Origin of the sequence: Spiroplasma endosymbiont of Nomada rufipes (genome assembly GCF_964277355.1) — a bacterium.
GTDB lineage: Bacteria > Bacillota_I > Bacilli_A > Mycoplasmatales > VBWQ01 > Spiroplasma_E.
Window position 1 is genome coordinate 37,425 of the sequence record NZ_OZ195517.1, and the last position, 14,607, is coordinate 52,031.

15 protein-coding genes and 1 pseudogene are annotated in these 14,607 nt (G+C 20.2%); 8 read left to right on the forward strand and 8 right to left on the reverse strand.

Annotation, left to right across the window (positions count from 1 at the left end; all coding sequences use genetic code 4):
- Positions 1-139: 139 nt before the first annotated feature.
- The 5 genes from ACICQF_RS00165 to ACICQF_RS00185 all read right to left on the reverse strand — a co-directional run bounded on the left by ACICQF_RS00165 (position 140) and on the right by ACICQF_RS00185 (position 4,699).
- Positions 140-1,045, reverse strand: a complete 906-nt coding sequence (locus ACICQF_RS00165) for an ATP-binding cassette domain-containing protein (RefSeq protein WP_395473232.1) — start codon at positions 1,043-1,045, stop codon at positions 140-142.
- An 11-nt stretch (positions 1,046-1,056) separates the two neighbouring features.
- Positions 1,057-2,265, reverse strand: a complete 1,209-nt coding sequence (locus ACICQF_RS00170) for a hypothetical protein (protein WP_395473233.1) — start codon at positions 2,263-2,265, stop codon at positions 1,057-1,059.
- Complete coding sequence (locus tag ACICQF_RS00175) at positions 2,258-2,743, reverse strand: hypothetical protein (protein WP_395473234.1); 486 nt, start codon at positions 2,741-2,743, stop codon at positions 2,258-2,260. The genes ACICQF_RS00170 and ACICQF_RS00175 overlap by 8 nt, the downstream gene beginning before the upstream one ends.
- A 55-nt stretch (positions 2,744-2,798) precedes the next feature.
- The gene (locus ACICQF_RS00180) at positions 2,799-4,427 is read right to left on the reverse strand and encodes a lipoprotein (protein WP_395473235.1); all 1,629 of its coding nucleotides are present in this window, start codon (positions 4,425-4,427) and stop codon (positions 2,799-2,801) included.
- 89 nt (positions 4,428-4,516) lie between these two features.
- Positions 4,517-4,699 carry an IS3 family transposase gene (locus ACICQF_RS00185; RefSeq protein ID WP_395473676.1) on the reverse strand — a complete coding sequence of 61 codons (183 nt, stop codon included), beginning with the start codon at positions 4,697-4,699 and terminating at the stop codon, positions 4,517-4,519.
- Positions 4,700-4,825: 126 nt separating this feature from the next.
- Between ACICQF_RS00185 and ACICQF_RS00190 the strand changes: the two genes are divergently transcribed.
- The 5 genes and pseudogenes from ACICQF_RS00190 to ACICQF_RS00210 all read left to right on the forward strand — a co-directional run bounded on the left by ACICQF_RS00190 (position 4,826) and on the right by ACICQF_RS00210 (position 11,505).
- On the forward strand, positions 4,826-5,776 hold the full coding sequence (locus ACICQF_RS00190) for an IS30 family transposase (protein ID WP_395473236.1): 951 nt from the start codon (positions 4,826-4,828) through the stop codon (positions 5,774-5,776).
- Positions 5,777-6,024: 248 nt separating this feature from the next.
- Positions 6,025-7,201 (forward strand): annotated as a pseudogene (locus ACICQF_RS00195) (IS3 family transposase).
- Between the two features lie 89 nt (positions 7,202-7,290).
- The gene (locus ACICQF_RS00200) at positions 7,291-8,910 is read left to right on the forward strand and encodes a lipoprotein (RefSeq protein WP_395473237.1); all 1,620 of its coding nucleotides are present in this window, start codon (positions 7,291-7,293) and stop codon (positions 8,908-8,910) included.
- Between the two features lie 55 nt (positions 8,911-8,965).
- Entirely contained in the window at positions 8,966-10,645 is a 1,680-nt protein-coding gene (locus ACICQF_RS00205) for a hypothetical protein (RefSeq protein ID WP_395473238.1), read from the forward strand.
- An 11-nt stretch (positions 10,646-10,656) separates the two neighbouring features.
- On the forward strand, positions 10,657-11,505 hold the full coding sequence (locus tag ACICQF_RS00210) for an ATP-binding cassette domain-containing protein (protein ID WP_395473239.1): 849 nt from the start codon (positions 10,657-10,659) through the stop codon (positions 11,503-11,505).
- Positions 11,506-11,517: 12 nt separating this feature from the next.
- Here ACICQF_RS00210 and ACICQF_RS00215 read toward each other — a convergent pair whose 3' ends face one another.
- The gene (locus tag ACICQF_RS00215; protein ID WP_395473240.1) at positions 11,518-12,468 is read right to left on the reverse strand and encodes an IS30 family transposase; all 951 of its coding nucleotides are present in this window, start codon (positions 12,466-12,468) and stop codon (positions 11,518-11,520) included.
- Positions 12,469-12,540: 72 nt separating this feature from the next.
- Complete coding sequence (locus tag ACICQF_RS00220) at positions 12,541-12,867, reverse strand: transposase (protein ID WP_395473241.1); 327 nt, start codon at positions 12,865-12,867, stop codon at positions 12,541-12,543.
- A 208-nt stretch (positions 12,868-13,075) separates the two neighbouring features.
- Between ACICQF_RS00220 and ACICQF_RS00225 the strand changes: the two genes are divergently transcribed.
- The 3 genes from ACICQF_RS00225 (at position 13,076) to ACICQF_RS00235 (ending at position 14,218) form a co-directional block, all read left to right on the forward strand.
- Positions 13,076-13,438: a zonular occludens toxin domain-containing protein gene (locus ACICQF_RS00225; RefSeq protein WP_395473242.1), complete on the forward strand. Its 363-nt coding sequence runs from the start codon at positions 13,076-13,078 to the stop codon at positions 13,436-13,438.
- 28 nt (positions 13,439-13,466) lie between these two features.
- Positions 13,467-13,712, forward strand: a complete 246-nt coding sequence (locus ACICQF_RS00230; protein WP_338980394.1) for a hypothetical protein — start codon at positions 13,467-13,469, stop codon at positions 13,710-13,712.
- 206 nt (positions 13,713-13,918) lie between these two features.
- Complete coding sequence (locus ACICQF_RS00235) at positions 13,919-14,218, forward strand: hypothetical protein (RefSeq protein WP_395473243.1); 300 nt, start codon at positions 13,919-13,921, stop codon at positions 14,216-14,218.
- Between the two features lie 74 nt (positions 14,219-14,292).
- On the opposite strand, the gene ACICQF_RS00240 is transcribed toward ACICQF_RS00235, so the two are convergent.
- The gene (locus tag ACICQF_RS00240) at positions 14,293-14,607 is read right to left on the reverse strand and encodes an HU family DNA-binding protein (protein ID WP_395473244.1); all 315 of its coding nucleotides are present in this window, start codon (positions 14,605-14,607) and stop codon (positions 14,293-14,295) included.

Below are 14,607 nucleotides of genomic sequence, written 5' to 3' on the forward strand. Positions count from 1 at the left end.
ATTTAGTTGCACTTACCTTTACAATTTAGCATCAACGTAGATTTCATTTGTTTAAAAGGAGAACCTTATGGAAAAATCAAAAGAGCAAAGTCTTCAAATTAAACAATTAAGTTTATGAATTAAAAAAAATCACTACTTATTAAGTAAAAAATAGTTTTATATATGATAAATCTATTTCTTTTTTACAAAGAGTTTGAATAAAAATTTTATTATTAAATAATATAAAATTAAGATTATCAATAACTTCTTTATTTTCTAATATAACCAAAAGTTCATTATTTTGCTCATAAAACTTAAATCTATAATTATATTTTTTTAACAGTTTTATAGTAATCAAAATATTACTAGTAATTAAAATTCAAACTTTATTAATATTAAAAGTTCTTATTGAACCGTCATAAAGTAATTTTCCTAATTCCATAATAGTAAAATTGTCAATGATATCTTTAACTTCATTAATCATATGTGTAGTTAAAAGAATAGTTTTTCCTTTTGATTTTAAATCTTTTAAAATATTATTAAATTGTTTACGTGATTCTGAATCTAAATTAGCTCCTGGTTCATCTAAAATTATTAGATCTGGATCATTAACTAATGCATGAATTATCATAATACGATTTTTCATTCCTGAAGAAAAAGAGTTTAATTTTTTATTACGATGTTCTCATAAATTAAACATTATTAAATACTTTTTTATATTTTGATTTAAAATTTCATCACTAATAATTGTTGCTCGTCCTAACATTTTTAAAAAAATATAAGCTGTTAAATCTTGAGGAAAATTTTCTAAATTTAAAGAAAATCCTAAACTGGATTTTGATTTTGCACTTCCAGCTTTATAATTATTAATAGTAATAATACCATTATAATTCTTATCAGATATTGCACCAATAATTGATTTTAATAAAACAGATTTACCACTACCAGATTGGCCAACTAAAGCATGAATAGTTCCTTTAATAACTTTAAAACTAATATTGCTAATATTAAATTTTTTTAATTTAATACTATAATCTTCCACATTAATAATAATATTGTTATTCACTTCTTACACTCCTAACTAATTTTTTTCTTTAAAAATATTACATAAGATACATAAAATAAAATAACTGAAATAATAATATAAACATAAGTAATTATTGAAATATTTTGAAAATATTCAATTTTATCAATATTTATTTTATTTTTAATAAAATTTAGTTTAAAATCATGATAACTAAATAAAGTATTTTTTTGTGTGTCAAAATCAATATTAGAAAAAGGGTAAATTTCAAATCAAAAATCACCATAATAACCCATAAAATAAGTTCATATTTGATTTCAATGTTCAATAATATTTATATAATTTAAAATTTGATATGTATTAACAGAATTAATGTATTTTTTATAGTTATTATTTATAATAATATCATTGTTAATGATATTATTATAAATGCGAACTTGTTCATAAATGTAATCTTCAACTGTTCTAATAACATAATATACTGGGTTATAGAAAATTTTGTTAAATTGATTTCGAAAATCAAATTGATATTTATAAGTTGATAAAAATATATCTTTAATTTCATAATCATTAATTGCTTTTTTACTATCAGTTTCTCCTTTAATAGCAATAAAACTTTTATTAATATCATTGTCAGAAATTAATAAAGTTGTTGCTTTAGTTTTTTGTGTTAACATAAATGTATTAATGTTATTACATTCAAGATTATAATCATTTATTAAATCTAATAAATCTTGAAAAATTTTATTACTATTTAAGTTTAATTTTAAAAAATCTAAATCTTTAAAATAACTATTAAAAGTTATTTGTAATATGATAGTTTTATTAATATAATCTACTGGTCTTCATATTGTAACTTTGCCTTCAAATTTTTTGACTACAGAATCTTGATAAATAAGTCCTAAACTTCTATAAAAATTAATTCTTTTATTAATAACATTTTCTGAATTAATGTCACTTAATTCTAAAGAAGTTAATCCAGAATAAAAAGTAAAAATACTTTTTGTTAAATTATGATATTTAATTAAATTATTTTTTAAATTTTCCTTAAACAAAATTGAATTTTTAATTTGTCTTACATTATATGAGTCATTATTTTTAAAACTCAAAATAATGTTATCAGTTTTTATTTTATTAAATGAATAAGGCAAACCACCCAATAAAAATAAACTACAAAAAATACTAAAAATTAAAAAAACAGGTTGTGAGTGTATAAATGCTAATAATACTACAACAGCAATAGTTAATAAAATACTAAACAAAAAACAAAAAACAAAAAACAAAAAATTTAAAAATAGTAATAACATGAAAAATTAAATATTGTTCATTAAATATAAAACCAAAAGTGGCAGCTATTATTAATAAAACTATCAAATTAAATAAAATAAAAATGAAATTATTAAAAAAAAGAACAATATATTGTGTTATAATAATATTTTTTCTTGAATATGGTTTTGTAATTAAAAGTAAAAAAGAACTATCTTCAATTGGAATACCAAATATTTTTATAGCATTCATTACAACAAAAATAAATAAAAGAATATTATAAAAAATAATAAAATAATATTGAAAATCATTAAAAATGATATCATTTGATAAATTTAAAGAAAATAAAATTAAAGAACTTATTAAAGAAAATAATAATGAAAATAAAAATAAAAAAATTGTAATGAAAGAATGATTAATTTTAAATAAAATTAATTCAAAAAGTTTAATTCAAGATTTACTTTTATTTTTCATAAAAAATCCTCTTTTTAAATTTATTATTAAACCTATAATTTGTTATATATTACTTTTAATTTCAAACATTACTATCTGATTTTTTAATTATTCATTTATTAAATGTTATATAATTATTTTTATTTGTATTATCTCTAGCTTTTTTATTACCAAAAATAAAACTAAAATCGTCAATAGTAATATTTAAGTAAGTATAATAATTTAAAGGATTTTTAATTACTTCTAGTGTATAAGCATCTATGTTTCGAATAAATTCAGAATTTTTCAAAGTTGCATCTTCTTTTCAGCAACCATTTAATAGTATTCTAAATTCTGTATTATTAGAAATTACTCCTTCTGTTATTGCTTTTTCTTTAATTTTTTCACTAAAATAATTACTAACATCGAATAAACTTTTATTTTCAGAAACATATGAATTAAAGTCTGTTTTATCCATATACATAATTAATGCATTTTCTTCGTTAATAATACTAAATGGGATTTTAATAAAACCATCTAAAGAAAAAATTTTTCCTAATGCTTGAGATACAAAATTTACTCATTCTTGTCTTGTCTGATTTTTACGAATTGTAATAAAATTAAAATTAATTCTTTCTAAGGTTAAACCTGAAATAGTTCAATTATTTAATGAAATTTTTCCAAAATTTTTAATATTTGATTTATCTTTTTCAATTTTTGATTTTGTTGTGCTACTTAAATTCGAATCAATTCATTTATCTAAATCTTTTTTAAAATCTTCAACTATTATATTAAAATATTCTTTTAAGTAATCTATTGAATCAATTGAATCAATCCTTGATTTATTAAATGCATTATAAAAATGATTTGCCTCATTATATATATTTTTTTTAATTTTTACATCATTTTTTTCCAAAAAGGTACTTTCATTAATAACAATCTTGTTATTATTTAATATTCTAAGTAAAATTTCCTTAGCTTTATCAATTATGTTATGATTATCTTTAGTTATATCAATATTCACAAGATAATCTTCTATTTTATTTTTAATTTCTAATGAGGCTGCTTGAATTACTGAAAATATATTTGCACCTGTGTTTGCAAAATATATAATATATTCTTGATTTAGATCTTTATTTTGCAATTTATTATTATCATCTTTATATGATAATAATAAATTTAAATTTATTTTAATAGAATATCAAAATTCTATATTTAATTTATCTGGACTATAATTTTGAATGCCAAAATTAACTTCTTCTTTTTTTCATTTAAAAGGAACTTTTTTAAAATTGCTTCTATTAGTAGAAATCTTTAATATATCATCATTTGATATTCCATTAAATAATAATCTTAAATTATTATCAAGTATTAATTTATTAGTAATATTAATATTAATTATTTTTTGTATTCTTTTAGTAAAAGCATTAATAAAATTAATATTATCAATAATTACCTCTTTTTCAGAAGAAAGATTTTTTAAAATATTAAAATAATCTTTACCTGATACAAATTCATCTTGAAAAAATAAATTTGCATTTGAATTTGTTAAATCTCCAAATCCTTCTTTAATTTTATCTTGTGTTTTAATTAATAATTCTTGTATACTATTCCCATTATTAATTATTGGACTTATTGGTTCTTGACCACCACCACAAGCAATAACACTTGTACTTGCTGTTCCAATTAAAGTTATTGCTGCTAACATACTAAGTAATTTCTTCATATCTTTTACCCCCTAAATTCTAAATTTTGTTATTAAAATTTTACAATATTTCTAAAATAAATCTTCATATATGCTTACTGCATAAATAATTAGTTAAGAAAGAAAAAAAAGAGAAAGAATTGATAATTGGAATGGTAACACTTTTTAGGACTATTTTTTGGTAGACATTTGTTTTTGGCTTTAACTGGAGTTAAGTAGTTTAGAATGCTGTGGATTCTTATGTTGTTGTATCAGTTGATATAATCAAATAATTCTAATTTTAATTGGATTAATGATGTAAAATTTTTATCATTAGCTGAATTATACTTGTAAGTGCAAGTAAATAAAATTGCAAAAAATTCTCATATAAAAATTTCATAATGCTAAATTTAGTTTAGAAAAAAGTAAGGAGTTTTTATATGAGTTATAAACATCTTGGCATAGATGAAAGGATTTATATTGAGAATCAATTGAAATTTAAATTTAAAATTAGTGAAATAGCTAAAAATCTTAATCGAAGTATTAGTACTATTATTCGAGAAATTAATAGAAATAAAGATAATAATCATTATTTTTCATTAATTGCACAAAATAAAGCTGAAAATCGAAAACAATCACATATTAGTTTTCATAAGTTTAAAAATAAGAATTTAGTAAAATATGTACAACAAAAATTACTATTAGGTTGATCACCTGAACAAATTTATGGCAGAATTAAAAATTTTCATAAAGAGTGAGTTATTAGTTTTAAAACAATTTATACTTGAATTTATTTTGGAATGCTTGATAAAGTTACTAGTAAAAATTTAAGAAGAAAAGGTAAAAAACGAAAATCTAAAGAAAATCGTGGCAAGTTTAATGGTAAACCAATTAAAGAATGAGATATAAATGTTAATGATCGTATAACACTTGGTCATTGAGAAGGAGATACTATAGTATCATCACGAGGTAAAAGCAAATCATGTTTAATAACTTTAGTTGAAAGAGTATCACGATTTACTTTAGCAATATTAGTTAAAAACAGAACTACTAAAGTTATTAATAAAAATGTCAGTTATTATTTATCAATTCTTCCTAAAAACATTGTTAAAACTATTACTTTTGATCGTGGCAAAGAATTTTCAAATTGACAACAACTTGAAAAAAATTTAGATGTAAAAATTTATTTTGCCAATCCATATTCACCTTGACAAAGAGGTACTAATGAAAATACTAATGGTTTAATTAGAGAAAAATTTCCTAAAAAATTTATTTTTTCAAAAACTAATAAAAATGAAGTTCATAAATTTATATTGTCTTTAAATAAAAGACCGAGAAAAATATTAAATTATCTTTCACCAATCGAATATTTGGATAGAAAAATAATTTAGTTACACTTACCTTTACAATTTAGCAAATTTTACTTCTTTTTTATTTTTTTTTGATAAATATTTTTGGGAAATTTTCACTCGATATTGACAGTAAAAATACATTTATTTAGTTTTTTCATTCAAAAGCAAGTTAATTATATCTATAAACTCAATTAGTTCATAATAAAGTTTATAGATGGGCTCCAATTTATTGGACACTAATTACGTAGACAAGTTAACAAATTAATTAAAAGAAAGGAACTATAATTATGACCAATATTAACTCATATTCAAATGAATTTAAAAAACAAATAGTAGCTTTATATCAAAGTGGTAAATCAGTATCTTGTCTTGCTAAATAATATAATGTTACAAGAGCAGCTACTTATAATTGAATTAAGCAATTTACTAATTCAGGCAACTTTAAAGCTAAAAATAATCATTCTATTGAAGAAAATGAATTAATTAAATTAAGAAAAGAATTAAAACAGTTACAAATGGAAAATGATATTTTAAAGCAAGCAGCACTAATAATAGGCAGAAAATAGAAATTATTGCCAATAATAAATTTAAATATAAAATTCGCACAATGTGTCATTTTTTAAAAATTTCTAAATCAACATATTATTTTAATTTAAAGAAAAAAGAAAATAAAATTCAAAATAATATTTATTATGAAACTGTTATTAGTGCTTTTAAAATAAATGTGTTTATGGAACAAGAAGATTAAAAGTCATACTAAAAAACCAAAAAATTTATTTATCAAGACGAAAAATTAAAGAAATTATGAATAAACATAATTTAATATCAAAATATACCAAATTAAATTATAAAAACCATAATAAAGTAAATGATGAAAAAATCACCAATCTTGTTAATAGAAACTTTAATAATAAAATTAAAAATGAAGTTATTGTTGATGATTTAACTTATGTTCAAGTTATGGTAAATGAAACTATATTTGCTTATTAATTGACCTCTATACAACCGCGAAATTATTGGACATAGTGTTGTAGATACTAAAAAAATGCAGCATTAGTACATCAAGCATTTATGCAATCAAATCGCTGTTTAAAAGATATTCAAATATTTCATAGTGATTGTGGTAATGAATTTAATAATAAAATTATTGATAAATTTTTATTAGCATTCAATATTAACCATTCTTTAAGCAAAAAAGGTTGTCCTTATGACAATGCTGTTGCTGAAGCAATTTTTAAAACTTTTAAGACTGAATTTATTAATGATAAAAATTTTACATCATTAATCCAATTAAAATTAGAATTATTTGATTATATCAACTGATACAACAACATAAGAATCCACAGCATTCTAAACTACTTAACTCCAGTTAAAGCCAAAAACAAATGTCTACCAAAAAATAGTCCTAAAAAGTGTTACCATTCCAATTATCAATTCTTTCTCTTTTTTTTCTTTCTTAACTAATTATTTATGCAGTAAGCATATATGAAGATTTATTTTAGAAATATTGTAAAATTTTAATAACAAAATTTAGAATTTAGGGGGTAAAAGATATGAAGAAATTACTTAGTATGTTAGCAGTAATAACTTTAATTGGAACAGCAAGTACAAGTGTTATTGCTTGTGGTGGTGGTCAAGAACCAATAAGTCCAATAATTAATAATGGGAATAGTATACAAGAATTATTAATTAAAACACAAGATAAAATTAAAGAAGGATTTGGAGATTTAACAAATTCAAATGCAAATTTATTTTTTCAAGATGAATTTGTATCAGGTAAAGATTATTTTAATATTTTAAAAAATCTTTCTTCTGAAAAAGAGGTAATTATTGATAATATTAATTTTATTAATGCTTTTACTAAAAGAATACAAAAAATAATTAATATTAATATTACTAATAAATTAATACTTGATAATAATTTAAGATTATTATTTAATGGAATATCAAATGATGATATATTAAAGATTTCTACTAATAGAAGCAATTTTAAAAAAGTTCCTTTTAAATGAAAAAAAGAAGAAGTTAATTTTGGCATTCAAAATTATAGTCCAGATAAATTAAATATAGAATTTTGATATTCTATTAAAATAAATTTAAATTTATTATTATCATATAAAGATGATAATAATAAATTGCAAAATAAAGATCTAAATCAAGAATATATTATATATTTTGCAAACACAGGTGCAAATATATTTTCAGTAATTCAAGCAGCCTCATTAGAAATTAAAAATAAAATAGAAGATTATCTTGTGAATATTGATATAACTAAAGATAATCATAACATAATTGATAAAGCTAAGGAAATTTTACTTAGAATATTAAATAATAACAAGATTGTTATTAATGAAAGTACCTTTTTGGAAAAAAATGATGTAAAAATTAAAAAAAATATATATAATGAAGCAAATCATTTTTATAATGCATTTAATAAATCAAGGATTGATTCAATAGATTATTTAAAAGAATATTTTAATATAATAGTTGAAGATTTTAAAAAAGATTTAGATAAATGAATTGATTCGAATTTAAGTAGCACAACAAAATCAAAAATTGAAAAAGATAAATCAAATATTAAAAATTTTGGAAAAATTTCATTAAATAATTGAACTATTTCAGGTTTAACCTTAGAAAGAATTAATTTTAATTTTATTACAATTCGTAAAAATCAGACAAGACAAGAATGAGTAAATTTTGTATCTCAAGCATTAGGAAAAATTTTTTCTTTAGATGGTTTTATTAAAATCCCATTTAGTATTATTAACGAAGAAAATGCATTAATTATGTATATGGATAAAACAGACTTTAATTCATATGTTTCTGAAAATAAAAGTTTATTCGATGTTAGTAATTATTTTAGTGAAAAAATTAAAGAAAAAGCAATAACAGAAGGAGTAATTTCTAATAATACAGAATTTAGAATACTATTAAATGGTTGCTGAAAAGAAGATGCAACTTTGAAAAATTCTGAATTTATTCGAAACATAGATGCTTCTACACTAGAAGTAATTAAAAATCCTTTAAATTATTATCCTTACTTAAATATTACTATTGACGATTTTAGTTTTATTTTTGGTAATAAAAAAACTAGAGATAATACAAATAAAAATAGTTATATAACATTTAATAAATGAATAATTAAAAAATCAGATAGTAATATTTGAAATTAAAAGTAATATATAACAAATTATAGGTTTAATAATAAATTTAAAAAGAGGATTTTTTATGAAAAATAAAAGTAAATCTTGAATTAAACTTTTTGAATTAATTTTATTTAAAATTAATCATTCTTTCATTACAATTTTTTTATTTTTATTTTCATTATTATTTTCTTTAATAAGTTCTTTAATTTTATTTTCTTTAAATTTATCAAATGATATCATTTTTAATGATTTTCAATATTATTTTATTATTTTTTATAATATTCTTTTATTTATTTTTGTTGTAATGAATGCTATAAAAATATTTGGTATTCCAATTGAAGATAGTTCTTTTTTACTTTTAATTACAAAACCATATTCAAGAAAAAATATTATTATAACACAATATATTGTTCTTTTTTTTAATAATTTCATTTTTATTTTATTTAATTTGATAGTTTTATTAATAATAGCTGCCACTTTTGGTTTTATATTTAATGAACAATATTTAATTTTTCATGTTATTACTATTTTTAAATTTTTTGTTTTTTGTTTTTTGTTTAGTATTTTATTAACTATTGCTGTTGTAGTATTATTAGCATTTATACACTCACAACCTGTTTTTTTAATTTTTAGTATTTTTTGTAGTTTATTTTTATTGGGTGGTTTGCCTTATTCATTTAATAAAATAAAAACTGATAACATTATTTTGAGTTTTAAAAATAATGACTCATATAATGTAAGACAAATTAAAAATTCAATTTTGTTTAAGGAAAATTTAAAAAATAATTTAATTAAATATCATAATTTAACAAAAAGTATTTTTACTTTTTATTCTGGATTAACTTCTTTAGAATTAAGTGACATTAATTCAGAAAATGTTATTAATAAAAGAATTAATTTTTATAGAAGTTTAGGACTTATTTATCAAGATTCTGTAGTCAAAAAATTTGAAGGCAAAGTTACAATATGAAGACCAGTAGATTATATTAATAAAACTATCATATTACAAATAACTTTTAATAGTTATTTTAAAGATTTAGATTTTTTAAAATTAAACTTAAATAGTAATAAAATTTTTCAAGATTTATTAGATTTAATAAATGATTATAATCTTGAATGTAATAACATTAATACATTTATGTTAACACAAAAAACTAAAGCAACAACTTTATTAATTTCTGACAATGATATTAATAAAAGTTTTATTGCTATTAAAGGAGAAACTGATAGTAAAAAAGCAATTAATGATTATGAAATTAAAGATATATTTTTATCAACTTATAAATATCAATTTGATTTTCGAAATCAATTTAACAAAATTTTCTATAACCCAGTATATTATGTTATTAGAACAGTTGAAGATTACATTTATGAACAAGTTCGCATTTATAATAATATCATTAACAATGATATTATTATAAATAATAACTATAAAAAATACATTAATTCTGTTAATACATATCAAATTTTAAATTATATAAATATTATTGAACATTGAAATCAAATATGAACTTATTTTATGGGTTATTATGGTGATTTTTGATTTGAAATTTACCCTTTTTCTAATATTGATTTTGACACACAAAAAAATACTTTATTTAGTTATCATGATTTTAAACTAAATTTTATTAAAAATAAAATAAATATTGATAAAATTGAATATTTTCAAAATATTTCAATAATTACTTATGTTTATATTATTATTTCAGTTATTTTATTTTATGTATCTTATGTAATATTTTTAAAGAAAAAAATTAGTTAGGAGTGTAAGAAGTGAATAACAATATTATTATTAATGTGGAAGATTATAGTATTAAATTAAAAAAATTTAATATTAGCAATATTAGTTTTAAAGTTATTAAAGGAACTATTCATGCTTTAGTTGGCCAATCTGGTAGTGGTAAATCTGTTTTATTAAAATCAATTATTGGTGCAATATCTGATAAGAATTATAATGGTATTATTACTATTAATAATTATAAAGCTGGAAGTGCAAAATCAAAATCCAGTTTAGGATTTTCTTTAAATTTAGAAAATTTTCCTCAAGATTTAACAGCTTATATTTTTTTAAAAATGTTAGGACGAGCAACAATTATTAGTGATGAAATTTTAAATCAAAATATAAAAAAGTATTTAATAATGTTTAATTTATGAGAACATCGTAATAAAAAATTAAACTCTTTTTCTTCAGGAATGAAAAATCGTATTATGATAATTCATGCATTAGTTAATGATCCAGATCTAATAATTTTAGATGAACCAGGAGCTAATTTAGATTCAGAATCACGTAAACAATTTAATAATATTTTAAAAGATTTAAAATCAAAAGGAAAAACTATTCTTTTAACTACACATATGATTAATGAAGTTAAAGATATCATTGACAATTTTACTATTATGGAATTAGGAAAATTACTTTATGACGGTTCAATAAGAACTTTTAATATTAATAAAGTTTGAATTTTAATTACTAGTAATATTTTGATTACTATAAAACTGTTAAAAAAATATAATTATAGATTTAAGTTTTATGAGCAAAATAATGAACTTTTGGTTATATTAGAAAATAAAGAAGTTATTGATAATCTTAATTTTATATTATTTAATAATGCTAAATTGTAAAGGTAAGTGCAACTAAATTATTTTTCTATCCAAATATTCGATTGGTGAAAGATAATTTAATATTTTTCTCGGTCTTTGATTTAAAGACAATATAAATTTATGAACTTCATTTTTATTAGTTTTTGAAAAAATAAATTTTTTAGGAAATTTTTCTCTAATTAAACCATTAGTATTTTCATTAGTACATCTTTGTCAAGGTGAATATGGATTGGCAAAATAAATTTTTACATCTAAATTTTTTTCAAGTTGTTGTCAATTTGAAAATTCTTTGCCACGATCAAAAGTAATAGTTTTAACAATGTTTTTAGGAAGAATTGATAAATAATAACTGACATTTTTATTAATAACTTTAGTAGTTCTGTTTTTAACTAATATTGCTAAAGTAAATCGTGATACTCTTTCAACTAAAGTTATTAAACATGATTTGCTTTTGCCTCTTGATGATACTATAGTATCTCCTTCTCAATGACCAAGTGTTATACGATCATTAACATTTATATCTCGTTCTTTAATTGATTTACCATTAAACTTGCCACGATTTTCTTTAGATTTTCGTTTTTTACCTTTTCTTCTTAAATTTTTACTAGTAACTTTATCAAGCATTCCAAAATAAATTCAAGTATAAATTGTTTTAAAACTAATAACTCACTCTTTATGAAAATTTTTAATTCTGCCATAAATTTGTTCAGGTGATCAACCTAATAGTAATTTTTGTTGTACATATTTTACTAAATTCTTATTTTTAAACTTATGAAAACTAATATGTGATTGTTTTCGATTTTCAGCTTTATTTTGTGCAATTAATGAAAAATAATGATTATTATCTTTATTTCTATTAATTTCTCGAATAATAGTACTAATACTTCGATTAAGATTTTTAGCCATTTCACTAATTTTAAATTTAAATTTCAATTGATTCTCAATATAAATCCTTTCATCTATGCCAAGATGTTTATAACTCATATAAAAACTCCTTACTTTTTTCTAAACTAAATTTAGCATTATGAAATTTTTATATGAGAATTTTTTGCAATTTTATTTACTTGCACTTACAAGTATAATTCAGCTTCTGCCATAAATTTGTTCAGGTGATCAACCTAATAGTAATTTTTGTTGTACATATTTTACTAAATTCTTATTTTTAAACTTATGAAAACTAATATGTGATTGTTTTCGATTTTCAGCTTTATTTTGTGCAATTAATGAAAAATAATGATTATTATCTTTATTTCTATTAATTTCTCGAATAATAGTACTAATACTTCGATTAAGATTTTTAGCTATTTCACTAATTTTAAATTTAAATTTCAATTGATTCTCAATATAAATCCTTTCATCTATGCCAAGATGTTTATAACTCATATAAAAACTCCTTACTTTTTTCTAAACTAAATTTAGCATTATGAAATTTTTATATGAGAATTTTTTGCAATTTTATTTACTTGCACTTACAAGTATAATTCAGCAATTCAAAGGTTTTAAGTTTTGTTACTTTGACTTATGCTGATAATATGCAAGATATTAATAAAGCAAAACATGATATTTCTATTTAAAAAATGGTTATTCTTATTTGGTTAATTATAATGATGTTTTTACTTTTAATCAGTTAGCAAGTAATTATGCTTTTGAAGAAGAAGATTTAATAATTTTAGATGAATTAGCATTAAAGATAAATTCTAATGATTTAGGAGTACAGTTTAAAAATCAACAAGAAAGTTTAGGACAATTTTGTAAGTTAATAGGTCATATGTTTAATGGTACTATGTATTTGATGGAACAACATCCTAATAGAATACCAGTACAAGCAAGAGAAAAAGTAGAGTATGTTGTGCAAGTTAAAAGAATGCGTTTTTTGGGTTTTATTGTTATATTTAATCTTAATTTATATACTAATATTGAAGATTATAATAAAGTAGTGTTTTTCACGTCATAGAACAAAGAAAATGATTAAAAAAGGAATAATGCCTCCAAGTTATAGTGGTGAAGCAATGGCTATGACTTTATTTTTTCCTAGACATTGGTTGAAAAGGTATAATTCTAGGGCTTTACATTATGTGCATGAACTTAAAAGTGAATTATCACCTAAGAAATATCTTAAAGAAGCAAGTAGTATTGATATGACTTATAGTGATATTAAATCTGCTGGTTTGGATAAATTAGATAATATTTTAAAGAAGAAAGATAAACCTAAAAATAAAGATAAATAAAAATGATTATAGTTCCAGTGAACCTACTGGGACTATAATTTGGGTGAGCCACGTAGTGGCGAGGGACGAAGTCCCTATATACTTGTTTCTAAAACTATATTTTTTATTATTTTTTACACATTTTTTGTTTTAAAAATATATACTTTTTGTGTGAATATTTTAAGGGTAGAAAAAAATATTCAAAAATAATAAAGGAGAATATAAATATGTGAAGATCATGTAATGAATGAAGTCAAGACAGAAAAGAAGCACATGCAAAAAGAGTTGCCGAAACGAATAAAGCTTGAGGAGAAAAAAACGAACGAGAAAGAAGAGAAAGAGTTGCTAATGCTCTTGGATTTGAAAAAGAAGACACTATAAAAAAAGAACAAGAACAGTTTAAAAAAGTATGAATAGAAAAACAAAAAGTTGGTAATCCTCTGGGATTCAAAGAAATTAAAAAAATAAATAGTGAAGCTTCAACAAGTAAAAATCAAAGTTCTAGTAGTAAATCACAAAAAATGTAAATATTTTAAATACTTTAAAACTGCACAATTGTGCAGTTTTATTTTTATTCTTTTTGAAAATTGATTTAAGGTTTTTAAACATTTGACTTTACCTCCGTTTCTTTTTCAATAATTGCTGATTTAATAGTTTGTTTATAAATAGATTTTGGTTGAAATTTTGGTGAGTAATGTTCACTTATTTGTAAAGTTTGACCAGTTTTAGGATTTCTAACAGTTCTTGCATTCTTTTTAACAATCATGAATTTTCCAAGATTTGAAATATCAACAAATTCACCAGTTGAATTTTTAGTGATGATGATTTCTGAAAGTTTATCAATGCAGTTTTCAACATCTTTTTGATTTAGATTAATTTCATTACTTATTGCTTTTACTAATTCTTTTTTATTCAT